23 protein-coding genes and 1 pseudogene are annotated in these 24,509 nt (G+C 64.6%); 8 read left to right on the top strand and 16 right to left on the bottom strand.

Going from position 1 to position 24,509, the window contains the following annotated elements:
• Nucleotides 1-16 precede the first annotated feature (16 nt).
• Genes IPF76_RS05290 through flgB form a run of 7 tightly spaced genes read right to left on the bottom strand, consistent with a single transcriptional unit; the run spans nt 17 to nt 4,141 of the window.
• A complete protein-coding gene (locus IPF76_RS05290) occupies nt 17-685 on the bottom strand; it encodes a flagellar basal body L-ring protein FlgH (protein ID WP_293840557.1) in 669 nt (222 codons plus the stop codon).
• Nucleotides 666-1,451 (bottom strand): flagellar basal-body rod protein FlgG, encoded by a 786-nt coding sequence (flgG, locus tag IPF76_RS05285; protein WP_293840554.1) that lies wholly within the window; start codon nt 1,449-1,451, stop codon nt 666-668. Before flgG ends, IPF76_RS05290 begins: the two co-directional genes overlap by 20 nt.
• A 12-nt stretch (nt 1,452-1,463) precedes the next feature.
• Entirely contained in the window at nt 1,464-2,207 is a 744-nt protein-coding gene (gene flgF / locus IPF76_RS05280) for a flagellar basal body rod protein FlgF (RefSeq protein WP_293840551.1), read from the bottom strand.
• Nucleotides 2,208-2,241: 34 nt separating this feature from the next.
• Nucleotides 2,242-3,069, bottom strand: a complete 828-nt coding sequence (locus IPF76_RS05275) for a flagellar hook-basal body complex protein (RefSeq protein WP_293840548.1) — start codon at nt 3,067-3,069, stop codon at nt 2,242-2,244.
• A gap of 13 nt (nt 3,070-3,082) precedes the next feature.
• The gene (locus IPF76_RS05270; RefSeq protein ID WP_293840545.1) at nt 3,083-3,379 is read right to left on the bottom strand and encodes a flagellar hook capping FlgD N-terminal domain-containing protein; all 297 of its coding nucleotides are present in this window, start codon (nt 3,377-3,379) and stop codon (nt 3,083-3,085) included.
• A gap of 1 nt (nt 3,380) precedes the next feature.
• Nucleotides 3,381-3,791: a flagellar basal body rod protein FlgC gene (gene flgC / locus IPF76_RS05265; RefSeq protein ID WP_293840542.1), complete on the bottom strand. Its 411-nt coding sequence runs from the start codon at nt 3,789-3,791 to the stop codon at nt 3,381-3,383.
• Nucleotides 3,788-4,141, bottom strand: coding sequence for a flagellar basal body rod protein FlgB (gene flgB / locus IPF76_RS05260; protein ID WP_293840540.1), 354 nt, complete (start codon nt 4,139-4,141; stop codon nt 3,788-3,790). Before flgB ends, flgC begins: the two co-directional genes overlap by 4 nt.
• Before the next feature lie 264 nt (nt 4,142-4,405).
• Between flgB and IPF76_RS05255 the strand changes: the two genes are divergently transcribed.
• The 6 genes from IPF76_RS05255 (at nt 4,406) to IPF76_RS05230 (ending at nt 9,474) form a co-directional block, all read left to right on the top strand.
• Nucleotides 4,406-4,924: a flagella basal body P-ring formation protein FlgA gene (locus IPF76_RS05255; protein WP_293840537.1), complete on the top strand. Its 519-nt coding sequence runs from the start codon at nt 4,406-4,408 to the stop codon at nt 4,922-4,924.
• 173 nt (nt 4,925-5,097) lie between these two features.
• The gene (gene flgM / locus IPF76_RS05250; RefSeq protein WP_293840534.1) at nt 5,098-5,400 is read left to right on the top strand and encodes a flagellar biosynthesis anti-sigma factor FlgM; all 303 of its coding nucleotides are present in this window, start codon (nt 5,098-5,100) and stop codon (nt 5,398-5,400) included.
• A gap of 3 nt (nt 5,401-5,403) precedes the next feature.
• Nucleotides 5,404-5,700 carry a hypothetical protein gene (locus tag IPF76_RS05245; RefSeq protein ID WP_293840532.1) on the top strand — a complete coding sequence of 99 codons (297 nt, stop codon included), beginning with the start codon at nt 5,404-5,406 and terminating at the stop codon, nt 5,698-5,700.
• A gap of 93 nt (nt 5,701-5,793) precedes the next feature.
• Nucleotides 5,794-6,618, top strand: coding sequence for a transglycosylase SLT domain-containing protein (locus tag IPF76_RS05240; RefSeq protein WP_293840529.1), 825 nt, complete (start codon nt 5,794-5,796; stop codon nt 6,616-6,618).
• The gene (flhA, locus tag IPF76_RS05235; protein ID WP_293840527.1) at nt 6,615-8,738 is read left to right on the top strand and encodes a flagellar biosynthesis protein FlhA; all 2,124 of its coding nucleotides are present in this window, start codon (nt 6,615-6,617) and stop codon (nt 8,736-8,738) included. The genes IPF76_RS05240 and flhA overlap by 4 nt, the downstream gene beginning before the upstream one ends.
• A complete protein-coding gene (locus tag IPF76_RS05230) occupies nt 8,728-9,474 on the top strand; it encodes a FliA/WhiG family RNA polymerase sigma factor (protein ID WP_293840524.1) in 747 nt (248 codons plus the stop codon). The genes flhA and IPF76_RS05230 overlap by 11 nt, the downstream gene beginning before the upstream one ends.
• Before the next feature lie 71 nt (nt 9,475-9,545).
• On the opposite strand, the gene IPF76_RS05225 is transcribed toward IPF76_RS05230, so the two are convergent.
• The 8 genes and pseudogenes from IPF76_RS05225 to IPF76_RS05190 form a co-directional block, all read right to left on the bottom strand.
• The gene (locus IPF76_RS05225) at nt 9,546-10,043 is read right to left on the bottom strand and encodes a winged helix DNA-binding protein (protein WP_293840522.1); all 498 of its coding nucleotides are present in this window, start codon (nt 10,041-10,043) and stop codon (nt 9,546-9,548) included.
• A 29-nt stretch (nt 10,044-10,072) separates the two neighbouring features.
• Nucleotides 10,073-10,564 carry a hypothetical protein gene (locus IPF76_RS05220; protein WP_293840519.1) on the bottom strand — a complete coding sequence of 164 codons (492 nt, stop codon included), beginning with the start codon at nt 10,562-10,564 and terminating at the stop codon, nt 10,073-10,075.
• Nucleotides 10,512-10,892 carry a hypothetical protein gene (locus IPF76_RS05215; RefSeq protein ID WP_293840516.1) on the bottom strand — a complete coding sequence of 127 codons (381 nt, stop codon included), beginning with the start codon at nt 10,890-10,892 and terminating at the stop codon, nt 10,512-10,514. The genes IPF76_RS05220 and IPF76_RS05215 overlap by 53 nt, the downstream gene beginning before the upstream one ends.
• Before the next feature lie 60 nt (nt 10,893-10,952).
• Nucleotides 10,953-11,450 carry a helix-turn-helix transcriptional regulator gene (locus IPF76_RS05210; RefSeq protein WP_293841938.1) on the bottom strand — a complete coding sequence of 166 codons (498 nt, stop codon included), beginning with the start codon at nt 11,448-11,450 and terminating at the stop codon, nt 10,953-10,955.
• A 178-nt stretch (nt 11,451-11,628) separates the two neighbouring features.
• Entirely contained in the window at nt 11,629-13,221 is a 1,593-nt protein-coding gene (locus IPF76_RS05205; RefSeq protein WP_293840513.1) for an acyl-CoA dehydrogenase family protein, read from the bottom strand.
• A gap of 2 nt (nt 13,222-13,223) precedes the next feature.
• Nucleotides 13,224-14,453 (bottom strand): acetyl-CoA C-acetyltransferase, encoded by a 1,230-nt coding sequence (locus IPF76_RS05200; RefSeq protein ID WP_293840510.1) that lies wholly within the window; start codon nt 14,451-14,453, stop codon nt 13,224-13,226.
• A gap of 15 nt (nt 14,454-14,468) precedes the next feature.
• Nucleotides 14,469-15,666 (bottom strand): annotated as a pseudogene (locus IPF76_RS05195) (CoA transferase).
• Between the two features lie 96 nt (nt 15,667-15,762).
• Nucleotides 15,763-16,227 (bottom strand): Lrp/AsnC family transcriptional regulator, encoded by a 465-nt coding sequence (locus IPF76_RS05190; RefSeq protein ID WP_293840508.1) that lies wholly within the window; start codon nt 16,225-16,227, stop codon nt 15,763-15,765.
• 119 nt (nt 16,228-16,346) lie between these two features.
• Between IPF76_RS05190 and IPF76_RS05185 the strand changes: the two genes are divergently transcribed.
• Entirely contained in the window at nt 16,347-17,399 is a 1,053-nt protein-coding gene (locus tag IPF76_RS05185; RefSeq protein ID WP_293840505.1) for a Glu/Leu/Phe/Val dehydrogenase dimerization domain-containing protein, read from the top strand.
• Between the two features lie 41 nt (nt 17,400-17,440).
• Nucleotides 17,441-17,683 carry a hypothetical protein gene (locus tag IPF76_RS05180; protein ID WP_293840502.1) on the top strand — a complete coding sequence of 81 codons (243 nt, stop codon included), beginning with the start codon at nt 17,441-17,443 and terminating at the stop codon, nt 17,681-17,683.
• 615 nt (nt 17,684-18,298) lie between these two features.
• Here the strand turns inward: IPF76_RS05180 and IPF76_RS05175 are convergent.
• A complete protein-coding gene (locus tag IPF76_RS05175) occupies nt 18,299-24,145 on the bottom strand; it encodes an autotransporter domain-containing protein (RefSeq protein WP_293840499.1) in 5,847 nt (1,948 codons plus the stop codon).
• Nucleotides 24,146-24,509 lie beyond the last annotated feature (364 nt).

The following is a 24,509-nucleotide window of genomic DNA, read 5'->3' as shown; positions in this document are numbered from 1 at the left end:
CACTTTATGATCCTTTTCAGAACGGGCTGATGATCGAGAAGAAACGCTGCAACCAGCCTTGCTTGCTGGCGCGCGCGATCTCGCCCTTGCCGACGTAACGGATGTTCGCGTCGGCGACGCGGGTCGACAGGATACGGTTGTCGGGGCTGATATCCATCGCGCGGACGATCCCCGAAATCTGGACGCGTTCGTCGCCGCGATTGAGCGTCAGCAGCTTTTCGCCGCGCACCAGCATCGTGCCGTTCGGATAGACCGCGGCGATGGTCACGCTGACCTCACCCGACAAGGCGTTCGATTGCGACGCATCGCCCTTGCCCTTGAATTGCTGGCCGCCGCCCATCGCGATATCGCTGGGGTTGAACAGCGACAGCGGCCCGGTCGCCGGCGGCGTTATACTGATATTGCCGTCGCGCTGCGTCCCCGCGGCGTTGCTTTTGGTCGCGGCGGTGCGCTCGACGAGCTGGATGGTCAGAATGTCGCCGACCTGCCCGGCGCGACCGCCCGAGGTCAGCGGCACATAGCTGCCCTGAAAGATCGAGCCATTGCCGGGCAACGGTGCCGGGGGAACCGGCGTCGCCGCAGCAAAGGTGTCGGGCGGCGATTTGTCCTTCGCCGCCGCGCCAACCGGCACGAGCGCGAGGGCAAACGCCACACCAACCAACAGCTTAGAGCGTCTGCGCAGCATTTTTCATCATCTCGTCGGTGGCCTGGATCATCTTCGAATTGACCTCGTAGGCGCGCTGCGTCTCGATCATGTCGACGAGTTCCTCGACGACATTGACGTTCGATCCCTCGAGCATCCCGCCGCGCAAGCTGCCGCGGCCTTCCAGCCCCGCGGCGCCGACCTGCGGCGCTCCCGAAGCGGCGGTCTCGACGAGCATATTGTCGCCGATCGCCTGGAGGCCCGCCGGGTTGGCAAAGCGCGCGAGTTCGATGCGGCCGAGTTCGGTCAGCGTCCCGTCGGCGCCGGTCGCCGACACGGTGCCGTCGGCGCCGATCGACACATTGGTGCTATCCTCGGGAATCTGGATCGCGGGGGTGAGCGGCTTGCCGTCCGACGTCACGATCGTGCCGTCGGGCGAGCGGCCGAAATTGCCGGCGCGGGTATAGCCGGTGCGCCCGTCGGGCATTTCGACCTGGAAATAGCCAGCGCCGTCGATCGCCATGTCGAGTGCGTTGCCGGTGGTCGCGAACGTCCCCTGCGTATCGATGCGCGACGTGCCGCCGAGCGACACCCCGCTGCCAAGGTTGAGCCCGGTCGCGTATCGGTTTTCGGCCGACGACGGCGCCCCCGGCGCGGTCATCATCTGATAGCTCAGCGTTTCAAAGCTGGCGCGGTCGCGCTTGAAACCCGTCGTGTTCACGTTGGCGAGGTTGTTGGCGATCACCTGCATCCGGAAGCCCTGGGCATCCAGACCGGTTCGCGCGACGTGCAAGGCACCGAAGCTCATTTCATTATCTCCTTAACGGGGAAGCTGCATCAGATTGGCGGTCGCGCTGTCCATGTCGCGTGCGTCGCTGACCAGCTTGAGCTGGGTGTCCCAGCTCCGGCTCGCCTCGATCATGTCGACCAGCGCGGTGGTGGCGGCGACGTTCGAACCTTCGATCGAGCGGGTGATCAGCCGCGCTTCGGGATCGTCGGGCAGAATGCCCTCGCCCTTGACGCGGAACAGGCCGTCGAGCCCCTTGGCGATGTCCGAACCCGTCGGGGTCGCGAGCCGGATCCGGTCGACCTCCTGCGGATTTTCGGCATCGCCGCCCGCGGGCACGATCCAAACCCGGCCCTCGACGTCGATCGTCACCGCGTCGGCGGGCGGAATCGTAACCGGCCCCTGACCGCCCTGAACGGGGTGGCCATCGCCGGTGGTCAAAAGTCCGCTCGGCGAAATCTGCAAGTCGCCGCGCCGCGTATAGGCTTCGGCGCCGTCGGGTGCCTGCACCACGAGCAACGCATCGCCCTGGATTGCGATATCGAGGTCGCGTCCCGTCGCGGTGACCGTGCCGGCACGCATGTCGGCGCCGAGCACTTCTTCCGACGACATCGCGCGCGCGTCGAGCCCGCTGCCGTTCAGCCACAACGCCTGCGCCTCGGCCATGTCGGCGCGAAACCCGGGCGTCTGTGCATTCGCCAGATTGTTGGCGATCGCCGTCTGCCGGGCCTGACTGCCCCGCATCGCGGTAAGGCTGGTGTAGATGAGTTTGTCCATCTGAAGGCTCCCGGCAGCGGCTGATTACGCTCGATCAACGCATGTTGATGATGGTTTGCGACAGCTGCGAAGCGCCCTCGATCGCCTTGGCGTTCGCCTGGAAATTGCGCTGCGCGCCGATCAGCATCACCAGTTCTTCGGTGATATCGACGTTCGATCGTTCGAGCGCGCCCGACCGGATCGCGCCCATCGGACCATTGGTCGCGGCGTCGATCGTCGGCGGGCCGCTTTCGCCCGACGACTGCCAATGGGCATCGCCGACGGGGCGCAGTCCCTCCATCGCGGGGAACGTCGCCATCGCGACCTTGCCGAGCGTCTGCGCCTCGCCATTGGCAAAGGTCGCCGAAACCAGGCCGTCGAGCCCGACCGACACATTGACCAGCTGCGCGGTGGGATCGCTCGGCGCGCCGGAGGGCAGCACGAAGTCAAACGCTCCGGCCAGGGTATTGTCGGTGACGTTGCCGTTCGCATCGACGGGCAGAAGTTGCAGCTTCTGTCCCGTCGAATCGATCACATTGCGGTCGGGGGTCGCGGTGAACGCGCCGTTGCGGGTGTAGGTCACCTGTTCGCGCGGCGGATCGCCCTTTACGACGAACATGCCTTCGCCAACGATAGCCATATCGAGCGTCTTTTCGCTCGATTCATACGACCCTTGGGTGAACTGCTGGCTTATGCCGTTCAGTCGCTGGCCCTGGCCCGCGATCATCTTGGTCGACTGGGTCGGCGACGAAGCGAAAATATCGCCGAACTGCGCCTTGCTGCGCTTAAACCCGATCGAGCCGGCGTTCGCGATGTTATTCGAAATGACCGACATTTCGGTCTGGGCGCCCTTGAGGCCCGAAAGCGAGGTGTAGAATGACATGGCTTTTCCTTCCTTAGATGGTGGGTGCGGGCGCCGGGGTGGCGGCCTTGATGTCTTTGAGCAACTGGGTCTGCGCCGCGAGCTGCTCGGAAATCTGCTGCAGCGTCGTGTTGGTTTCGCTGATCCCGGCGAGGCTGGAGAATTGCGCCATCTGGGCAACCATCTGCTGGTTATCGACCGGGTTGAACGGATCCTGCTGCGACAGCTGCGCGGTCATCAGGCGCAGGAAATCGCTCTGTCCCATCTGCTGCCCGCTGCCCTTGGGCTGGAGCACGACATTACTGGCGTTGGTGACGTTGTTGACGGCCATTTTATTGTCCCATCCTGAGAGTTTCGTTGATCAGACCCTTGGCGGTTTCGAGGACCTGGACATTGTTCTGATACTGCCGCGCGGTCTCGACCATCTCGACCAGCTCGGCGGCGCTATCGACCGCGGCTTCCCAGACGTTGCCGTCCTTGTCGGCGAGCGGGTTCGACGGATCGTGGCGTTTCGACGGCGCCATTTTCGACGTCGTGATCTGGTCGACCTGCACCGTCGCGCGGCCCTGGCCGTCCATAACGGTGCGAAACACGGGTTTCAGCGAGCGAAAGGCTTCGGCTTCGCTGCCCGCGATCGTTCCGGCGTTGGCCAGGTTCGATGCGGTGGTGTTGAGACGGACGAGCTGCGCCGACATCGCGCGGCCGCTGATGTCGAAGACCGAGAAATTTCCGTTCATCGTCATTCGCCCTTGATCGCGCGGGTCAGCGTGTTGACGCGGCCGCTGAGGAACGAAAGGCTGGAGCGATAGGCGAGCGCGTTCTCAGCGAACGCCGTCTGTTCGGTCGCCATTTCGACGGTGTTACCATCGAGCGAAGCCTGCACCGGGACGCGATAGGCAACCGCGCCCTCCACGGCATTGGCGGTCGAGCCGCCCTGCTGCGCGAGGTCGAGCGCTTTCGCGAAATCGAGGTCGCGCGCCTTGTACCCCGGCGTCGCGGCATTGGCGATGTTCGACGCGAGCATCATCATGCGCTGGCTGCGCAGCTGGAGCGCCGTCGCGTGCAGGCCAAAGAGTTTTTCGGATGCCATCATCAAATTCCTTCTTTCGCCGCTCGCCCGGTCCGGTCACTGCCGGCGCCGACGCGCGGAAAACACAAAGAACGATGCAATCGCCGTGCCAAACTTGATTTTTGTTGGTTTTTCAGATGTTTAAATATTCTACGCGGTGCGACAAAATTGCGCTCGTCAAAAAACCGACGGCGCCGCGCCGGATCGCCGCCAATCGCGCTGCAAACCGCGACTGGCACGCTTCGTGCAAAATGGCGGGTACCCATTTTGGACCCAAGGAGATGGATCTTGTCTCATGCCATTACCGCGCGGCTGGCCGCCGGGCTTGTCGCCTGCGCCGCCACCGCGATCCCTGCCCACGCCGATCAAGCCACCGAAGACTGGCAGACGATCGACGTGCTGACTGCGATGGTCGCCAGCGCGCTGGGGCGCACCGCGACTCCGGTCGATCGGCGCATCAAGCTGGCGCGTTGCCCCGAACAGGCTTCGGTCACCGCAATCGACGCCAATGCGCTCGCGGTACGCTGCGCCTCGCTCGGCTGGCGGCTTCGGGTCCCGATGACCGGACCGACGACTGCGACTTCGACTGCGTCAGCCTCTCCGCGTACCGCCTCCAGCGCTCCGGTCATCCGCCGCGGCGACAATGTCCGCGTCACGATCGAAGCCGAAAGCTTTTCGGTCAGCTATGCCGCGGTCGCCGCCGAGGATGGCCGCGTCGGCGAAACAATCGCGCTGCGCGGCAACGACGCCAAATCGTCATTGAGCGCGAGGGTCATCGGCCCCGGTCGTGCCCGCCTCGACGATTAGCTCCATCGTCTCCCTACCCTGCCCACAGGCCCGGTCACTGTCGGCTTTCCGACGCCACCGGGCCTTTCTTTTGTTTTTTTGCGGCGAACCGCCTTAATCGCCCTGTTCCGCGTCCGTTAAAGCCTTCGTGAACCGCGCCGTCACTTTTCTGACGGCACCGGATGGAGGCCTTTATGTCGGGTGAAAGCAGCAAGATCGGACCCGTCGGCGGCATTGCCCGCACGACCCCGCTGCGCAGCGTCGCCAGCGAGACTGCCGCCCAACCCGCGCGCGCGCCGGAACAGCTGCGCACCGCGCCGGACAGCCTGCCCGCCGCGCGACTGATCCGCCTCACGAGCAGTCTTGCCACCCAGGCGCCGCCGGTCGATGTCGCGCGCGTCGCAGCGCTGCGGACCGCGATCGCCAACGGCAGTTATGGCGTTCACCCAGCGATCATCGCCAGCGCGATGATCGATTTCCACACCGGCGGGGCTTGAACGATGCTCGACGACGTACAATCGCGGCTCGATACGCTCGTCGGCGCGCTCGACGGCCACGACGCGGGCGCAATCATCGCCGCGACCGAAGAGCTGGCGACTGCGGTGATCCTGTTTCGCGGCGCGGGTATCCCAAGAGGCAGTGAACAGCGCGCCCAGCAGATGATCGGCAAGACGCTGCGGCAGCTCGAAGCCGCGGCGATCCGCGTCAATGTCCTCAAGGACTGGACGCGTCAGCGGATTGACAGGAACCACGACATTCGCGGCACCCACCAGCGCGGTGCTGCTTTAACTTACTGATTACCCTATAGGTTTCTGCCGTTAACCGTAAATGGCACGATGATTGCTTTTGGTTTGCTGAGACAGCCCTGCTGAACCAGCGGAAACCGATGTATGAACGCAATCAACAATCCCCAGCCCGCCCGCCGCGTCACCGCACCCGTCATGGATGCGGTGCAATCGGCGTCGGCGCGCACGGGCGTTGATTTCGACTATCTGGTCGACGTCGCCCGCGTCGAAAGCGGCTATAATCCGACCGCCAAAGCGTCGACCTCGTCGGCGCGCGGACTGTATCAGTTTACCAAGCAGACCTGGCTTGCCACACTCGACCGCCACGGCGCCAATCATGGCCTCGCTTGGGCGGCCAACGCGATCGGCCGCGATGGATCGGGGCGGCTCACCGTCACCGACCCGACGCTTCGCCAACAGATTTTCGACCTGCGCGACGACCCCGCCGCCGCGTCGACGATGGCTGCGGCGCTGACCGGCGACAATCGCGAATATCTGGAAAGCCGGATCGGCCGCAGCGCCGAGCCCGTCGACCTTTATCTCGCGCATTTCCTTGGGTCAGGCGGCGCCGCCAAATTTCTGACCGCGCTCGACGCCAATCCCGACCAGCCCGGTGCGCCGATGATGCCCGAGGCGGCGGCCGCCAACCGCTCGGTCTTTTACGCCCCCGACGGCAGCATGCGCAGCCTCGCCGAGATCCGCGACCGCTTTCGCGCCAAGCTCGAGAACGGCGGCAAGATCGAAAATATGAAACCCTTCGCCCCCGCCGGCTGGCACGCTTCGGCGAGCAGCTCGAGCGGCATGGCGGGCGGCGGGGGACGTCCCCCGCTGCAGATGATGGAAATCCAGCCGATGCCGCGCAAACTTTCGATGGGCTTTGCTGCCGATGCCTATCGGCGGCTTGCTTCCATGTCGGGCGGCGCAGCATGATCGGGGGTTTCAACCTCGGCAAAATCGGCCGGATCGCCGGCGCTTCGGCGCTGCCCGTCGGGATGCTCATCCTTGTCGGCCTGATGGTGGTCCCGGTAACACCGCTGATCCTCGACATCAGTTTCGTCGCCAACATCATGATCAGCCTCGCGATCCTGATGGTCGCGCTGTCGGCCGCCAAGCCGCTCGATTTTTCGTCCTTCCCGACCGTGTTGCTGCTTGCCACGCTGTTCCGCCTTGCGCTGAACGTCGCCTCGACGCGCGTCGTGCTCGTCCACGGTCACGAGGGCACCGCCGCGGCGGGCCATGTTATCGAGGCTTTTGGCGAGGTGATGATCGGCGGCGATTATGTCGTCGGACTGTTCGTCTTTTTCGTGCTGATGATCATCAACATGGTCGTTATTACCAAGGGCGCGGGGCGCGTGTCCGAAGTGTCGGCGCGCTTCACGCTCGACGCGCTGCCGGGCAAGCAGATGGCGATCGACGCCGATCTCAACGCCGGGCTGCTCACCCCCGAAGAAGCCAAGGCGCGCCGCGTCGAAGTCGCCACCGAAGCCGATTTCTATGGCTCGATGGACGGTGCATCGAAGTTCGTGAAAGGCGATGCGATCGCCGGCCTGCTGATCCTGTTCGTCAACATCGTCGGCGGCCTGATCCTCGGCATTTTCAGCCACGGCCTCAGCTTTTCCGAAGCCGGCAGCACCTATGTCACGCTGGCCATCGGCGACGCGCTGGTCGCGCAGATCCCCGCGCTGCTGCTGTCGATCGCCGCTGCCGCCATTGTCACGCGCGTCGCGTCGCCGTTCAACCTCAGCGGTCAGATCAGCAGCCAGTTTGCGGCGCCATCGGTGTGGATCGCGGTCGGGAGCATCTTGTTCATTCTTGGCATGGTCCCGGCGATGCCGCAGCTGCTGGTTCTGCCCGCCGCTGCGCTGTCCTTTGCCGTCGGCTGGCAGTTGCGCCGCACCGCCACCGCAATCGCCGACGCCCCCGAACCCGCCGCTGCCGCGCCCGACCCCTCGCTGATCGAATGGGCCGACGTCAGCGATGCCAGCGCCTGCCAGCTCGAAATCGGCTATGCGCTGGTCAGTCTGGTCGACGACCGCAAGGGCGCGCCGCTGATGACCCGGATCACCGGGATCCGCCGCCAATTGTCGAAAGAACTCGGCTTCGTCGTGCCGCCGGTGAAGGTCAGCGACGACCTGTCGCTGCCCGGCAACGTCTATCGCATTTCGGTCGCGGGGGTGATCGTCGGCGAGGACGAGGTGTTTCCCAACGAAATGCTCGCGCTCGATTCGGGCGACCTCGTCACCAAAGTCGTCGGGCGGCCGTGCAAGGATCCGACCTTCGGCCTCGACGCGCTCTGGATTCCCAAGGCGACGCAGAACGACGCAATTGCGGCGGGCTATACCGTCGTCGACCCCGCGACCGTCGTCGCCACCCACCTCAACAACAGCATCGTCGGCGCCGCCGCCGAGCTGTTCGGGATCGACGACGCACAGGCATTGATCGATAATCTCAAGGTCCATTATCCACAGCTCGCACAGAATCTCAGCCCACAGGGCTATCCGCTGCCGCGAATCGCCAGCCTGTGCAAATCGCTGCTGATCGAACGGGTGCCGCTGCGCGATTTCCGCAAGATTGCCGAGGCGATGGTATCGCTGTCGGCACAGCAACTCACCGAAATCGACCTGGTCGAAGCGGTGCGTCAGCGCATCGGCGCGCTGATCGTCCAGACGATCGTGCCCAGCCGGATGCCGCTGCCCGTCGTGACCTTCAGTCCCGAGATCGAAGTGCTGCTGAACCAGTCGGTGCGTGCCAATCCGGGTGCCGAATGGCCGTTCGAACATGGCATGGCGATGAAGATCATCGATCAGGTCGGACAGGCGGTCGAACCGCTGCTGCTCCAGACGCGCAGCTTTGCACTCGTCGCCTCGCCGATTTGCCGATCGGCGCTGTCGCGGCTGATTCGCGCCACTTTCCCCGACGTCGCCGTGATCTCGTACCTCGAGATCCCGGCCAGCAAACAGACCGAAATTGTCGCGACGATCGGCGCCGAAGTGCCGCGCCTCGCGGTCGGGCCCGACGCCCATATGGAGGACCAAGTGCATGAGAATTGAGCCCGCCGAGCAGTTCGCCGCGCCGACGACCCGCGCTCCGCGCGTGCGCGGTTACGGCGAAAGCGTCGAGGCGCTGATCGAGGAATATGCGCCGCTGGTCCGCAAGATCGCGTGGCAGGTGTTTTCGCGCGTGTCGCGGACGAGCGAGCTCGACGATCTGATCCAGACCGGGCTGATCGGGCTGATCGAGGCGAGCCAGAATTATGAAGAGCGCGGCTTTGCCTTTGCCACCTATGCGACGACGCGGATCCGCGGCGCCATGATCGACCAGCTGCGCCGCGAAGCCGATGTCGGCCGCTCGGCGATGGGCGCCGCCAAGCGTATCCAGGCAACGCGCGCGGCATTGGAACAGCAATTGATGCGCGCCCCTGTCGCCACCGAAATGGCTGCGGCGCTTGGTCTGTCGGCAGAGGATTATTTCGCGCTCGAACGCAGTGCGACGCATGGCCGGTCGACCTCGCTCGACGAATTGACCGACACCGGCGCCTTCCTGTTGCCCGACGACGGCGTTGGCGCGGGCGAACAATGCGAGCAGGCCGATTTGATGGGTGCACTGCGCCAGTGCATCAGCTGCCTGTCGGACCGCGAACAGATGGTTTTGCAACTCTATTTCTTTGAGGAGCTCAACCTGCACGAGATCGGCCTGACCCTCGACGTCAGCGCGGCGCGGATCTGCCAGATCAAGCGCGAAGCGATGGCCAAGGTCGATCGCATGATGCGCCAGATGACCGAATAGCGCGAACGCCGAAGGGGTGACCGGGTGCGGCGTGTGCGACCCGCTCGGCCATCGCACCCGGTCGGGGACGCTCAGGCCGCGAGCATCTGGTTGTTCTGCAAGGCGACGCCGACTTTTCCGAAATAGCTGGCCATGCGTTCGATGCCGTTGGCCGTCAGCCGGACGATCGTCCGCCGCCGGTCGCGCTCGTCGATCGAACGCTGCGCCAGTGCAAGCCGCTCGAGCGTGCTGATCATCCGCAGCCCCGAAGACAGCGGAACTCCGGCGCCGGTTGCCAGATCGCTGGCGCTGAGCGCGCGATCATGGTTTTCGGCCAGCATCAGGTCGAGCATCATGTCCCAGATCGGCCCCGCCAGTTCCGCGCTGCCGAAATGGTTGCGCCGGATACGCCGCATCTGGATGCTGAGCGAGAGCTGGTTCAGCAAGACCGCTTGCGGCGAGACGTCACCGCCGCCGCTGCGATATGTCGAGGGCGTCGACAATTCGCCACCGCGGCCCGCCAGCAGCTCGTGTATCTCGTCGATACGCGACTTTAATTCTGCAACTTCTTGGTTCGAAAATTGCTGCATGCGCGGAAACCCCATGGGGTGCCACAATGTCAGGCTGGAACGTCGCGCTGCCGGCTGGACGAACCTGATGCATAGATGATCAGCAACAGGATCGGATACGATATATAGACTGAAAGGAGCGAATAAGGTCGCGCCAATATCTCTGCGAACATGAACTTCTGGATATGGCCGAAGATGGCGATCAATTGCCAGCCGGTGATCCAGTAAGGCCAGAAACTCTGCGTCTTCAAGGCGATGAACCAGAAGCTGAGCAGAACCAGCACGTCGATCACAAAGATATTCAGTTCAATATGAGCCCAGGTCGGAAACGGCGTCAAAACACTGGTGAGAACCGAGGCGATCAGGGCGGTGTAGGCCGCCCACCGCTCGAACGGGCCGCCGCGTCTTATCGCGACGGCAACCGTTGTGAGCAGTACCAAATAGTAAATCGCCACGGACCACATTGTGGCTGTTAACCCTTCCTGATGATCAAACGGCCTTCGCGAACGGTACGGCAGCGACTTCGGCAGCGGCTCGATCATTGCTGCCCTGATCGACCAGCTTCGCTTCGGCGGGCTTGACCCCGGCGCCGAACATGCGGGTACCCAGACCCACTTCCTTTTGCGTCACTGTCAGTGCCAGATGCGCGTCGGTCAAGAGCTGGCGGACTTCGCCGGCGGCAGCGAGCGCATTCGCGACCTTGGACATGGCAGCCTGGCCAACGATCGCCGACATATTGGTGTCGCGCCGCGCGGTGGGCAGGGTCGCGGCGAGCTGGGCGATGCGGATCATCGCTTCGTCGATCGCGTCTTCGGCTTGATGCAGGTCGGCAGCGATTTTTTTGGCCGCCGAAACTCGTTCATTCAGCATGTTCTTTTTCCTTGAAAAAGAATGCTACCGGTTTCCCCCCCGCAGCATTCGTCTCGAACGTCAGGTCATCACCCGACCAAGTCCGACAAGGATTGAATAGAGTGCGGAGAAAGCCAAAATCGTCGCGAAGGCGATCAATATTGGCCAGATAATCCTTTCCATCAACCCATGCCGGTTGGCCGGCTGGGACGCGGTCGGAAATGGCGAACCGATGTCGAAAAGTCGCCGAAACGAACTGCGCCCCCGCTCGGCATCGGGGGCCGCCGGGGCGGCGCCTAGGTCGATCAATTGATATGTCAAAGGCTGATAAGGGGTAACATTGTCGAAGACACCGTTAACTGCCAAGATACGAGCCGCCTCTATCCTGTTGGCAGCATTGAGCTTTTTTAACGATCGCCGAACTCTTTCATCCACCGTGTGCGGAGAAACATTCATCAGACGCGCAATTTGTTTGGAATTTTTGTGCTCATAAACGTGCCGCAGTGTTTCAATCTGCGCGACAGACAGCAGGCTGATGTAATTGTCGGGATCGCCGTGCACGGGATTTGAATAAAGCATCACGAGTCGAAATCAAGTTTGGTCGCAGCGCCGCGTGGGCTCGTGCGGCGCGACCGAAACAGAATTCATCCCCCAAAAACGCTCGCTTCGCGGCGATTGATGCGCTTGGCATTAACCCCGTTATGAGGCAAATTATTTTTTGGGCGCGATAAAAACTCAGCTTCGCGCCTATTCGCGATCAGTTGCGCCGGTCAATCAGCCCGCGCGCGATCACCTGCGCCTGGATTTCAGCTGCGCCTTCGAAAATATTCAGGATGCGTGCGTCGCACAGCACCCGGCTGATTTCATATTCGAGCGCATAGCCGTTGCCGCCGTGGATCTGCAGGCCGGCGTCGGCGTTCGACCAGGCCGTTCGCGCGGCGAGCAGTTTCGCCATCCCCGCCTCGATGTCGCAGCGCTTGCCGCTGTCCTTGGCCCGCGCCGCGGCATAGCTGAGTTCGCGCGCGGTGACGAAATCGACCACACTCATCGCCAGCTTGTCGGCGACGCGCGGGAAGTGGATGATCGCCTTGCCGAATTGTTTGCGCGCCAACGCATAATCCAGCCCGAGTTCGAGCGCGCGCCGCGCCACCCCGACGGCGCGCGCGGCGGTCTGGATGCGCGCGCCCTCGAAGGTGCGCATCAGCTGCTTGAATCCCTGCCCCTCTTCGGCGCCGAGCAGAGCATCAGCGGGTGCGATCATCGCGTCGAATTGCAGCGCATATTCGCGCATCCCGCGATAGCCGAGCACATCGATCTCGCTGCCGCTCATCCCCTCGGCCGGAAAAGCCTCGCTTGCGGTTCCGCGCGGCTTGGGGACGAGCAGCATCGAGAGCCCGGCATAGCCTTTCGCATCGGGCAAGGTGCGCGCGAGCAGCGTCATCAGGTCCGACCGTGCGGCGTGAGTGATCCAGTTCTTCGCACCGTCGATCACCCAATGATCGCCCTCGCGCTTCGCCTTGGTTTGCAGCGAACCAAGGTCCGATCCGACATCGGGTTCGGTGAACACTGCGGTCGGCAACACCTCGCCGCTGGCGATCCGCGGCAGCCACTGCGCCTTCTGCGCGTCGGTGCCGCCCATCGCGATCAGCTCGCCGGCAATTTCCGACCGCGTGCCGAGTGATCCCGCCCCGATCCAGCCGCGCGACAATTCTTCGGTGACGATACACATCACCAGCTTCGACAGGCCCAGTCCGCCGAAGGCCTCGGGGATGCAGACGCCGAAGGTGCCGAGGTCGGCCATCGCGCGCACTGTGGCGTCGGGGATCAGGTCGTTGGCGAGGTGCCAGCGGTGCGCGTGCGGGAGGATCTCGGCATCGGTGAAGCGGCGAAACTGGTCGCGGATCGCATCGAGGTCGGCATCGCGGAGCGTTTCGCTCGGCCAGTGGCCGCCCGCCAGCGTCGCCGCGATTTCGGCCCGCGTCGCCGCATGGTCGGCAGCGAGCAGGTCGCCGCACGCGTCGGCGAGCGTCCGCGCCGCCGCGCCGATGCCGAGGTCTGCGGGCCGGAACATCTCATTCTGACCCATCGGCAAGCCGCCGACGAGCTGGCCGACCCCCTCGGCAAAGGCGAGGGTCGCGATTTTCGCGTCCAGTGCGTTCGCGTCATGTCCGGCCTCGCACCACTCCAGCACCGCGCCCAGCGCCGCGACGGTGGTTGCTACCCATGCGAAACCATGCGCCGCGCGCTGCTCGCGGTCGATCGAGCGCCGCGTCAATCGGTCGGCGAGCGCCGTCTCGGCCGCCGCGCCATAAGCCGTTGCTGCCCGGAGCGCAGAGCGAAGATCGGCCATGCTCAGGCGGCGCGCTCGAAGATCGCCGCGATGCCCTGCCCGCCGCCGATGCACATCGTCTCGAGCCCGTAGCGCCCGTCGCGGCGCACCAGCTCGCGCGTCAGGTTGGCGAGGATGCGCCCGCCGGTCGCGCCGATCGGATGGCCGAGCGAAATGCCCGAGCCGTTGACGTTGAGAATATCGAGGCGGCTGTCGTCCTCGGCCCAGCCCCAGACTTTCAGGCAGGCCAGCACTTGCGGCGCGAACGCTTCGTTCAATTCGACCAGATCGATATCCCCCCAGCCTAGCCCGGTGCGCGCGAACAGCCGCTCGACCGCAGGAACCGGACCGATGCCCATCCGGCTGGGGTCGCAGCCTGCCGCCGCCCAGCTGTGGAACCAGGCAATCGGTTCGAGCCCGAGTTCGTCGAGCTTGTCTTCGGCGACGACCAGGCAGGCGGCGGCGGCATCATTCTGCTGACTGGCGTTGCCCGCCGTCACCACTGCGCCCGGGATCGTCTTCGCCTCGATCGCACGCAGGGCGCCGAGCGATTCGAGCGTCGCATCGGCGCGGTACCCCTCGTCATGGGCAAAGATCACCGGATCGCCCTTGCGCTGCGGCACCGCGACCGGGACCAGCTCGTCGTCGAACAATCCCTTCGCCCACGCCGCCTCGGCACGCTGATGGCTGCCCACCGCATAGGCGTCGGCGGCCTCGCGCGTGATACCATAATCCTTCGCCAGATTTTCGGCGGTCTCGATCATCCCGCTGATCACGCCAAAGCGTTCGACCGGCTGCGACATCAACCGCCCGCGCGTCAGCCGGTCGTGCAGCGTCAGATTGCCAGAGCGCACCCCCTTGCGGACATCGATGCTGTAATGTTCGACGTTCGACATCGATTCGACCCCGCCCGCGACGACGACATCGGACATCCCGGTCTGGACCATCATCGCGGCGTTGGCGATCGCCTGCAGCCCCGAACCGCAACGGCGGTCGAGCTGATACCCCGGCACTTCGAGCGGCAGCCCCGCGGCGAGCCACGACCAATGGCCGATGCTCGGCGCCTCGCCATTGCCATAGCCTTGCGAAAAGACGACATCGTCAACGCGCGCCGGATCGATCGCGGTGCGCGCGATCAACGCTTCGAGCACCACCGCACCGAGCTGCCCCGCGTCGAGGCTGGCGAGGGCGCCGCCGAACTTGCCGACAGCGGTACGGATCGGGGCAACGATGGCGGCGCGGCGCAGGGTCATCTTATTCTCCAGGGTTCAGGCAATACCGACGATACCGGCATCGATCAGCCGGGCAATCTCGCCCGACGGCAGCGACAGGCGGTCCGCGAGTATTTCTTCGCTATGCGCGCCGTTGCGCGGCGCGGGGCGCGGCGGCTGGCGCTCGTCCTGCGGCAATGTCGCAAAGGCACCCGCGGCGGGATAGGCAAAACCGCTCGGGTTGTCGGCCTGCCCGAAAATCGGGTTGTCGGCGACGAGCGCCCGATCCTGCACCGCGTCCAGACATGGTGCGATAGAGGGAGTGGACGATGCCGCCTGCATTGAAGGCGGCCGTGAGATCTTTCAGCGACCGCGCGGCGACCGCGCGCTCAAACATGGGATAGAGCGCGTCGCGATGCGCAAAGCGCAGGCCGTCATCGGTCGCAAAGGTCACCCCTCGCGATGCCTCTAATGCCGCGATCGCCTCGCCCAGGCCAAGCGCCGCCACCAGATTGGCCCATTGCCGCGGGGTGACGACAACGATCATTGTACGCTCGCCGTCGGCAGTGACGAAATCACGCCCGAACAGGCCATAGACCGCATTGCCCAGCCGCGGTCGGTTGACGCCGGTATAAAGCACTTCGGCGACGCCGCCGAGATTGGCAACGGTACCGATCGCGACGTCAGACAGCGGGATCCGCACCTCGCCCCCCACCGCCGTCGCCGACCGGCGCTGGATCGCCGCGAGCAGGGCAAAGGCAGCATAGGCGCCGGTCAGCAGGTCCCACGCGGGCAGCACATGGTTCACCGGCTCGGGTCCGGCGCCGGTGAGCATCGGATAGCCAACGCTGTTGTTGACCGTATAGTCGAGCGCCGGCGCGCCGTCCGCCCAGCCCATCACGCGCACCGTGATCAGGTCGGGTCGCCCTTCGGCGAGCGTCGGGTGCGACAAGAAGCCGTCTACGGGGAAGTTGGTGATGAACTGCCCGGTCGCGCGCACCAATGCCTGCAGCAACTCGCGTCCCTCGGGTCGGCCGAGGTCGAGCGCGACCGATTTTTTGGCGCGGTTGAGGTTTTCCCAGTAGAGCGAATCATTGGCCTTGGTCACCGGCCAGCGGCGAAAATCGGGGCCACCGCCAACCTGGTCGACGCGGATCACCTCGGCGCCCATTTGCGCGCAATAGAGCCCTGCGGTGGGCGAGGCGACGAAGGACGAGGCCTCGATCACCGACAGGCCGGTCAGCAGGTCGTACATCGCTCCTGTTCCCCCCCTCCAACGCTTGGCCCAGACTGCCGTGCCGCGGCATCTGGCGCACCCCGCGGCGCGAGTCAAACGGGCGCGACGCCCCGCTCAGAGGATCGGCAATTCGTTCGTCGACTTGATCTCGGACAGGGCCACCGTCGAGTTGATCTCTTGCACCCCCGGCAGCTTGCTCAGCTTGTCGAAGAAGAACGCCTCATAGGCGTCGATATCCTTCGCCACGATCCGCAGCATGAAATCCATATTGCCCATCAGCACATAGGCGCCGAGGACTTCGGGAAAGGCCGCGATCGCCTTGCTGAACTCGTCGAGGTTGGCGCGGCCATGCGCGTTGAGCTTGACCTGCGCAAAGATATGCGCGTGCAGACCGACCTTGCGGCGGTCGATCACCGCGACCCGCCCCTTGATATAGCCCTCGCGCTCGAGCCGGTCGATGCGCCGCCAGCATGGTGACGGTGACAGCCCGACCCGCTCGGCGAGTTCGGCGGTGGTCAGTCCAGCATCGCGCTGCAGCTCGCGAATGATATTCTTCTCGAACGGATCAAGATCGGTCATTTTCATCCCATAATTTGGCAAATCGAGACAATTTGACCTGAATAGCGCCGAAATCACCAAAAATCGAGCAAGTTTGACCGCCGCCGGTCTGCGATAAGCGGGCGGTGAAGGAGACCGTCATGGTTGTTCAATTTTCGGGCCGTTTGCCTGCCCTCGAAACCGTCCGCCTGGAAGACAAGAGCGCCGGCCTTGACGGGGTTATTGTCGTTCATTCGACGACGCTGGGGCCCGGTGCCGGCGGCTGCCGTCTCTGGCACTACCCCGACCTCGGCCAGGCATTCACCGACGCCTTCCGGCTGGCCGAGGGCATGAGCTACAAGAATGCGTTGGCGGGCCTGCCCTTTGGCGGCGCCAAGGCGGTGCTGCGCCGTCCTGAGGCGCCGTTTGACCGCGCCGCGCTGTTTCGCGCTTTCGGCCGCGCCGTCGCGGCGCTCGATGGCCGCTATGTCACCGCAGAAGACGTCGGGACGAGCGTCGCTGACATGCACGAGGTCGCGGGACAGACCCGCCATGTGGCGGGACTGGCCGCAGTCGGCGCGGCCGCCGGGGGCGATCCCTCGCCATGGACCGCGCAGGGCGTATATGGAGCAATCGAGGCAGGGGCTGCCTTCGCGCTCGGCTCGGATCTCAAGGGCCTCACCGTCGCCGTCCAGGGGATTGGCAATGTCGGCGCCGAGCTGTGCCGGCGCCTTGCCGACGCCGGCGCGCGGCTGGTGATTGCCGACGTCGCGCCGGGGCGCCGCGACCGCGTCGCCAAGATTCTTGATGCACGGGTGGTCGGTTCCGACGCCATCGCGTCGATCGACGCCGACATTTTCGTGCCCTGCGCGCTCGGCGGCGTTCTCGATGAACCCACCGTTGCCGCGATGAATGCCAAGCTCGTCTGCGGCGGGGCGAACAACCAGCTCGCGACCCCGGAAATTGCAGCCATGCTGCGCGCGCGCGGTATCACCTACGTGCCCGATTATGTGGCGAATGCTGGCGGCATCATCAGCGTCTCGGCAGAATATCTCGGCGAGAGCGCGGCAAGCGTGGAGCAACGCGTCGCGCAGATCGGGCCGCGGGTCACCGCGGTGCTCGAAGAAGCTTCGCGGCGCGGCATCTCGCCCGCCGTGGTCGCCGATGAAACCGCCGAGCGTCTGATCGCATCGGCAGGGCGACTTGCGGCGTGAGGCATGCGTTCCGGATCGTCGCGATAGCGGACCCCCAGGCGTTGCCGCGCATCACCGGAATCTTTGCGCAGCGGTCGCTGGTGCCGATCCGGATGTCCGCCGACTGCCGCGGCGGCAAGCTCCACGTCGAAGCCGTGCTGGACGACCTGAACTCTTCAACCGCTGCCGTCCTTGCCGCCAAACTGGCCGAAGCGGTTCTGGTCGCCAGCGCGCGCTGCGCCCGCGTCAAGCAATCGCGCGATCCCAAACGCAAGACGGCGCCGTGTGCGTTGGCGGCCGCGTGAAGCGGCGCAGCGGGTGGCCGCACGAAAACATCCGAACGTGCCCAGCGGCCACAGCCCTTTCGAGCGGAGATCGCGCGGGCACGCGGCGCATGATGCGAGGAAAGAAACAGGAGCTGGGGCGCCGAAAGCCATGACTGCGTGAGGCTGACCAACTGGGATGCTGCCCGGCCCAAATTGTCAGGCCAGGAACACGGTCCATTTTTCAGGACTGAGTATCGCGAGAGGGCGAGAACGGCTGCGCGGTCGCGGGTGCATTTTTCTACAGCGCGCAGGCGCGAAGCTCCGCGGGCAGAGCCTCGCTGGTGCCGGCGATGGCCGCGATCGTTTTGCAAGCGCGGTAGGCGAGCGGTTTTCGCGGCCGCCCGCCTACCGCGGGATATTCTGGATCGATCGGCGGTCCTGCGCGCGGCCGCGCATTTCTCGACCGCGCCGATTGCCGCCGATCCGCCAAACTTGAGCGGGGCTCCGAGCATGGCCTCTGCCTGCTCGGCTTCGCCGCAAGAATCCAGGTCGAAGGCCTCGTCGCCGCCATGGTGGCCAACCACAAAAAGGGGCCGGGGCGAACAGTGTCGCCCCGGCCCGGCTGCGTATGTCGCTTTCGATCGGGTCGCGTGATCAAAAAGCGATGCGCGCAGTCACTCGTGCACCATGGGCGCTGCGATCCGACGCCAAGGTGCCGCTGTAAGCGGCGCCCAATCGGACCGGCCCCGTAGTGAATTCGAACCCCGCTTCGACCTCGGCGGAATTTTTAGGAAGCGCGGTGCCCGCGACGCCGAAGCCAGGCCCACCGCTCAGAAAGCGCGAGGCGACCACCGCGCTGCGGTTATCAAACGCCCGGTTCCAAGCCACAGACGCATAGGGCTGGAAACCAGGCGCGCCGGGGTTGAGCTGGACCCGCCCGCCGACGCTGAGGAAGGTGACCTTCTGATTGGCCTTGCCGACCACCAGCGCGGCCGTGCCGCCCGTTTCAGTAAAAGCCTCGCTGCTGGTATCGACATGCGCCAGGCGGGCAAACGGTGTGATGGCGGTGCTGCCCGTTACGATCGCATAGCCAAGCTCGCCGAAGATCTGCAGCGTTTCGGCATCGCGCTTGGAGTTCAGCGTCTGCGCCAGCGGCGCCGCGCTGATCGCACGCGAGGTGTCAATGTCATGCCAGGCGTAGCTAACTCCGACACTGCCGCGCAGACCGCCTTCAGCCCCATAGGTCGCATGCGCCGCGAGATATTTGCTGTCAATTTGGGCGCGGTCGCTGCGACCGTCAAACTGGAAGTCCGAACTGCCGATCCCGGCCGACAGGGCGGCCGCAAAGCCGTTGCCGCCGACACCGACGCCGGCCACCAGACCCTTGTGATCGGTGTTCATCGCCGCATTGCTGCGCTTGGCGTCAAAATCGCCCCAGCCGCCAAAGGCCGAACCCCAGACAAAGGTGCCGCCGTCTTGGGGTGCCTGCATGCCGATCAAGGCATTGCGCAGATGACGGCTATCGTCGGTCAGCCCGCTGATGGAACTGGCTAGAATTTCGCCCGACAAATCGTTGAAGCTTGCCTGCGCCGTTGCCGCATTCTGGAGCAGCACCGCTTCGAACAGCGGATTGTCGATGCCAAGCGCCTGGACCGCGCCCGCTACCCCGACCTGGTTGAAGCCAACCGCGATATCGGCAAAATCAATGTCGTTGCGGTACAGCGACAAGGTGACCGCATTCGGGCCGTAGCGGAGCAACGGGTTGAGGAAGGCAAGGTCGCTCGTCACCGAACCGAAAGATCCGCTGACCCCCGCTGCACCCGTCAGGATCACATAATCAGTGCGCGGGTTATAATTGCCATTTTCGGCCAGCACTGCGACGCTTGCCGAGTTGGCAATCGTCACCGCGCCGGTGGCGTCGATGCGGTCAGCGGCGCCCGCGGCATTGACTTCGACCTCATAGATCGCGGCTGCTGCGAAGGCGAGATCGCCGTTCACGGTGAGCTGACCGATCGAATTGCCCGGCGCGATCGTGCCCCCGCCCGCGACGATCGTCGATCCGACACTGCCGTTGCCGCCCAGCGTGCCGCCGGCGTTGACGGTGACCGGCGAGGCGATCGAGCCGTTGACCGCCAGCGTGCCGCCATTGACCGACGTCGGGCCGGTATAGCTGCTGTTGCCGGTCAGGTTGAGCGTCCCATCGCCTTCCTTGACCAGGCTGCCGTCACCCGTGATGTCGCCGCCGAAAGCGGTGTTCCCGGCCTGGTTGACGGTGAGCTCGCTGCCGCCGATGACGACCGCCGCTCCTTCGTCTCCCTCAAGGCCCGCAATGGTCTGGTTCTTGCCGCTGATGTCGAGCGTCCCGCCTTCGCCGAGATCGAATTCGGTGGTGGGGTCGATCGTCCCGCCAATCCGCACCGCGCCGCCAAGGATGTTCGTGACCCCCTCGAAGGCATAATCGCCCATGAAGGTGAGCGTCCCGTCACCTAGCTTGTCGAGAATACCGCGGCCCGAGAAGCCGCCGAGGAATTCATAGTTGTCGGACCGGTTGAAGATAAACCGGCCATCATTGACGATGCTGCCCGCGAAGCTTCCCTCGGCACCCCCGGCGCCGAGCTCGAAGAAGCCGTTGCCCTCGGTCCGTACGTCGCCCTGGAGCAGACCGGTGAGTTTCAGACCGCCATTCGAGATGATTGTCCCGCCGCTGTGCGCCACATTGGCGGTATCGACGGTAAACACCGCGTCGCCAATCAGCTGCAGCTGTCCGACCCCCTCGATCATCAGTTCGTCGAGGTCGGACACGGTTTCATCCGTGCCGAAGTTCAGCACGAGCAGGCCATTGGTCCGCACCACCGATGTTTCGATCGGCGAGGTCCCACCCGTTTCACCCGGGTTGACCTCGTTGACCTGCAGCGCGCTGCCTTCCGCGATCGTGACGCTGTCGAAGCTGCCGACGATCCCCGACGTCGACCAGTATCCCGCAGCGACGTCGAGCATTTCGAACCCGTCTGCGGCAGTGAGCTGCTGCGCCTCGGTCAGTTCGAGGATATCGCCATCGAGTGTCAGCGCATCTTCGCCCTCGCCCGCATCGACCGAGCCGGTGATCGCACTGCCGGTGCGCAAGATGACGCTGTCGTCAAAGCTGCTGAGCGTTACAGCAACGCCCGCGCCGCCCGAGAGAGTTCCGGCATTGTCGAGGCTGGTCTGGGTAAGTGCCGTGAAGGCCGCGCCCGCCGTCCCGACGATACTGCCGCTGTTTACCAGTGTTACGGCGCCGCTCGCTTCGCTCATCACCCCGGTCTGACCGCCGCTGATGCTGCCGCTGTTGATCAGCGTCATCGCGCCGTCCGTGCCATGCGCAACGCCGACGGTCGCACCGCTGATCGAACCGCTGTTATCGACAACCACGGTTTCCAGTCCCGCACTTAACTGCGCCGCCGCGCCATTGGCGCTGGCGATGGTGCCCTCGTTGACCAGCGTGCCGGTCAGGCCCGCGTCTTCACCGTTGAACTGGCTCTGGATGACGACGCCGCCGAGATCGCCCGCGATCGAACCCGCATTTTCTACCGCGCCGCCCCCTGACAGGATGACGCCGAACCGGTCCCCGGCGATGGGGGCGCCGCCGGCATTGGCAACGGTCGCGGCATAGTCTTCAGCCGCCTGCCCATCGGCACGGAACATCGATATGCCATCGGCACCGAACGCGCCGCGGCCCGAAATCTCGCCGCTGTTGGTGACGCTGCCGCCGCCGATCAGCCGGACCCCGTCGTTGCTTTCGCCTGCGATCGTGCCGCTGTTGGTGACCGCGGTCGCGTCTGCGAGGAAGACGAGCTGGTTCGTTGCATTGTCGAAAAGATAGGCCGTCGTGATGCCCGCCCCGGCGCCGCTGATCGTACCGCTGTTGGTTACGCTCGAACTGGCAGTGCCAATCGTGACCCCCGCATCGGGAACCGCATCGAAGCCGTCATAGGTCCCTTCGCCGCGGATTGTCCCGGCATTGTTGATGGCCAGTGTGCCGCCAGCCGAACCATAGATGCCCGAGGTGGCCCCGGTGATCACGCCGCCCTCGCGGTTGGTGATGGACAGGTCGGCCAAAGACCCATGCAGAACGCCCACCGACTGCTCGCTGGCAATCGTCCCGCTGTTGTCGAGCGTGGCGGCTGACATGTCGCTGCCAAAGCCGAGACCATAGCCATTGCCGCTGCTACCGAGCGACTGCTGCGGTCCGGTGCCGGTGATCGTGCCGGTATTGACGACGCTCGCGGTCAGGCCGCTGCGGTCTTCGCCGGGATCGGTGTTGATCGCGGTCCCCTGGATGAAGACGCCGCCGACAACGCCCGCAATCTCGCCCGCGTTGTCGAGGTCGCCGCCGCCCGAGAGGATAATGCCGAAACGCGTCCCGCTGATTTCCCCGCCGTCGGCGTTGCTGACCGACGCGCCATAATCCTCCTTCGCTTGCGCGGTGTAGGCAAACATCGAGATGCCATCGGTGAAATCGCCCGCCAGTCCGCGGATCTCGCCGCTGTTCTCGACGCTGCCGCCGCCGATCAGGCGCACGCCATCGTCATTCTCGCCGATTATGGTGCCCGAGTTCACGACCGACGTGTCGACGGCGAGGCCTTCGAGCTGGCCGGTTGCGGCGTTGAAGACATTGGCGGTGGTGATCCCGAAGCGGAGCCCGGAGATCGTGCCGCTGTTGGTGATCGAATTGCCCGCCCCCGAGATGGTGACGCCTGCGTCCGGCGCTGCGTTGGTGCCAGGGTTGCCGCCGTTCCCCCGGATTGTCCCGACATTGTCGAGTGCGAGGCCGCCCAGATCGACATGCACGCCCGATTGCGAGCCGGTGATCGTGCCGTCGGCGCCATTGGTGATCGTCGTCACCGCATCGCCCGCCGCCGACGAAAATACCCCATCGCCGCCATTACCGGCAATCGTTCCGCTGTTGGCGAGCGTCGCGGCCGCGAGGCCGTTAAACGCAACGCCCATGCTGGCGTTACCGACAATCAAACCACGGTTGGTCAGCACGCCGTCGATATTGGCAGCGCCAGTGCCGTTCTGAATTACGACGCCGCCGTTATTCCCGCTGATCGTCCCACCATTGTCGACATCGCCGCCCGTCGACAAGACAACGCCGAAGCGGTTGCCGATGATCTGTCCGCCTTCGAGGTTCTCGACCTGCGCGACAAACCCCTCGAGGCTTTGTGTCGAGGCCGCAAAAATTGACACCCCGTCGGTGCCTGCCGGGTTGGGATTGACCCCTTGAATCAAACCGCTGTTGACGACGGTGCCGCCGCCTTGCAGCCGGATGCCGTCGTTGTTGACGCCCGTAATCGAGCCGCTGTTGGTGACCGTGGTATTGACCGACCGGTCCTCGAAAACCCCGGGGCTGACCTGGAACGAGTTGGTGGTGATCCCAAAAGCGCCGCCCTGGATTACACCGTTGTTGACGATCACCGCATCGGCGGTGGTGATGTTGATCGCGGCCTGGCCATTGCTGCGGATCAGGCCCTGATTGTCGACACTGAGTGTGCCGGCGTTTGATGTAATGGCGGGGCCATTGGCGGTGATCTGGCCCCCCACTTCATTGTTGATCACCAGATCGCCGCTATTGAGGCCGATGATCGCCGTCTGCTGCCCGGTGATGATGCCGCTATTGTTGATCGTCGCCGTTGCGAGCTGCTGGTTGGCAAGCATGCCGAACAGAAGGCCCGAAATCGTGCCGCTGTTATTGACCGTCGCGGCGCGGCCGGGCTGATTGGCCGTCGCGGTCAGGATGACACCGAACGGCGACACATTTGGCGTCGCCGGATTGAAGTTTCCGGTGCTGCGGATCGTCCCTTCATTGTCGATGGTACCGCCGCCCGACAGCAGCGCGCCGAACAGCTGTCCCTCGACCACCCCGGCAGCGCGGTTGGTCAGCGATCCAATGCCGGCGACGCCTTGCGCAACCGCTTCGGGGAACTCGGCGATGATGACGCCGATGCCTTGCGCGCCGTTGCCGATATTGCCGTTGAAGCCCTGGATCAGGCCGCTGTTGTCGACATCGCCGCCCCCGATCAGAGCGACTCCGCTGCCCGCTTCGCCGCGGATCAGCCCCGAATTCGTGACCGTCGTATTCGCGGCCAGCGCCTCGGGGGGCAGGTTTTCGCCTTCTTCGTCTTCGCTGAAGAAATAGGAGGTCGCAATGCCGTTGGCGGCGCCGGTGAGCTGACCACTGTTCGTGACCGTCGAGCCGGGCTGCGCGATGACCACCCCGCCGCTCGGGCGATCGTCGATGCTGCCGTAACTTGGGCCGTTGCCGCGAATGCTCCCGGCGTTGTCGATCGTTACCGGACCATTGTCGGCATAAATGCCGATATCGTCGCCTTCGACCGTTTCGCCCGCAGCGACCTCGATCTCGAGTAGCGCCGGGGTGTCGTTGTGAATGCCGAACGCCTGCTGTGCATTTGCAGGCGATGCCGGATTGGCGATTGACAGGCCGACGATGGCGCTGGTGGCCAATAAACGAGATTTCGACATACGTGACATGGAAGGCACTCCCCAAGGCGTTGCAGGTACAGCGAGACCGTTCGCCGAAGTGCATCAAGGCACCCCAGCGTTCTCGCTTGCTCCGAAAATTTGCGACCCCCCGCCGAATGGGTAACTGACACGTTCGGCTTTGTGGCCGCTGCCTAGGTGCTGGCGCGCATGGCCGTCTACCCAATGTTTTTTAGGGCAAATTTGCGACGGATCGTTGGCGGAGCCCTTGCGCGGTGGCGCTGGCCCGTTAGATCGAATCGATCGCCGGGGGGCGGATAGACGGCGAACCGGGGGGCAGATGTAGCCCCCGCCGGCCATGCGCCAGCATGTGCAAGTCCCTCATCGG

Source organism: Sphingopyxis sp., assembly GCF_016704835.1.
Lineage (GTDB): Bacteria > Pseudomonadota > Alphaproteobacteria > Sphingomonadales > Sphingomonadaceae > Sphingopyxis.
Note: the sequence above shows the minus strand (reverse complement) of the source record. Positions and strands in the feature narration are given on the sequence as shown.

Coding starts and splice junctions, on each gene's coding strand:
- IPF76_RS05290 (WP_293840557.1), bottom strand. CDS start 685: ATGCTGCGCAGACGCTCTAAGCTGTTGGTTGGTGTGGCGTTTGCCCTC.
- flgG (WP_293840554.1), bottom strand. CDS start 1,451: ATGAGCTTCGGTGCCTTGCACGTCGCGCGAACCGGTCTGGATGCCCAG.
- flgF (WP_293840551.1), bottom strand. CDS start 2,207: ATGGACAAACTCATCTACACCAGCCTTACCGCGATGCGGGGCAGTCAG.
- IPF76_RS05275 (WP_293840548.1), bottom strand. CDS start 3,069: ATGTCATTCTACACCTCGCTTTCGGGCCTCAAGGGCGCCCAGACCGAA.
- IPF76_RS05270 (WP_293840545.1), bottom strand. CDS start 3,379: ATGGCCGTCAACAACGTCACCAACGCCAGTAATGTCGTGCTCCAGCCC.
- flgC (WP_293840542.1), bottom strand. CDS start 3,791: ATGACGATGAACGGAAATTTCTCGGTCTTCGACATCAGCGGCCGCGCG.
- flgB (WP_293840540.1), bottom strand. CDS start 4,141: ATGATGGCATCCGAAAAACTCTTTGGCCTGCACGCGACGGCGCTCCAG.
- flgM (WP_293840534.1), top strand. CDS start 5,098: ATGTCGGGTGAAAGCAGCAAGATCGGACCCGTCGGCGGCATTGCCCGC.
- IPF76_RS05245 (WP_293840532.1), top strand. CDS start 5,404: ATGCTCGACGACGTACAATCGCGGCTCGATACGCTCGTCGGCGCGCTC.
- IPF76_RS05240 (WP_293840529.1), top strand. CDS start 5,794: ATGAACGCAATCAACAATCCCCAGCCCGCCCGCCGCGTCACCGCACCC.
- flhA (WP_293840527.1), top strand. CDS start 6,615: ATGATCGGGGGTTTCAACCTCGGCAAAATCGGCCGGATCGCCGGCGCT.
- IPF76_RS05230 (WP_293840524.1), top strand. CDS start 8,728: ATGAGAATTGAGCCCGCCGAGCAGTTCGCCGCGCCGACGACCCGCGCT.
- IPF76_RS05225 (WP_293840522.1), bottom strand. CDS start 10,043: ATGCAGCAATTTTCGAACCAAGAAGTTGCAGAATTAAAGTCGCGTATC.
- IPF76_RS05220 (WP_293840519.1), bottom strand. CDS start 10,564: ATGATCGAGCCGCTGCCGAAGTCGCTGCCGTACCGTTCGCGAAGGCCG.
- IPF76_RS05215 (WP_293840516.1), bottom strand. CDS start 10,892: ATGCTGAATGAACGAGTTTCGGCGGCCAAAAAAATCGCTGCCGACCTG.
- IPF76_RS05210 (WP_293841938.1), bottom strand. CDS start 11,450: ATGCTTTATTCAAATCCCGTGCACGGCGATCCCGACAATTACATCAGC.
- IPF76_RS05205 (WP_293840513.1), bottom strand. CDS start 13,221: ATGGCCGATCTTCGCTCTGCGCTCCGGGCAGCAACGGCTTATGGCGCG.
- IPF76_RS05200 (WP_293840510.1), bottom strand. CDS start 14,453: ATGACCCTGCGCCGCGCCGCCATCGTTGCCCCGATCCGTACCGCTGTC.
- IPF76_RS05190 (WP_293840508.1), bottom strand. CDS start 16,227: ATGACCGATCTTGATCCGTTCGAGAAGAATATCATTCGCGAGCTGCAG.
- IPF76_RS05185 (WP_293840505.1), top strand. CDS start 16,347: ATGGTTGTTCAATTTTCGGGCCGTTTGCCTGCCCTCGAAACCGTCCGC.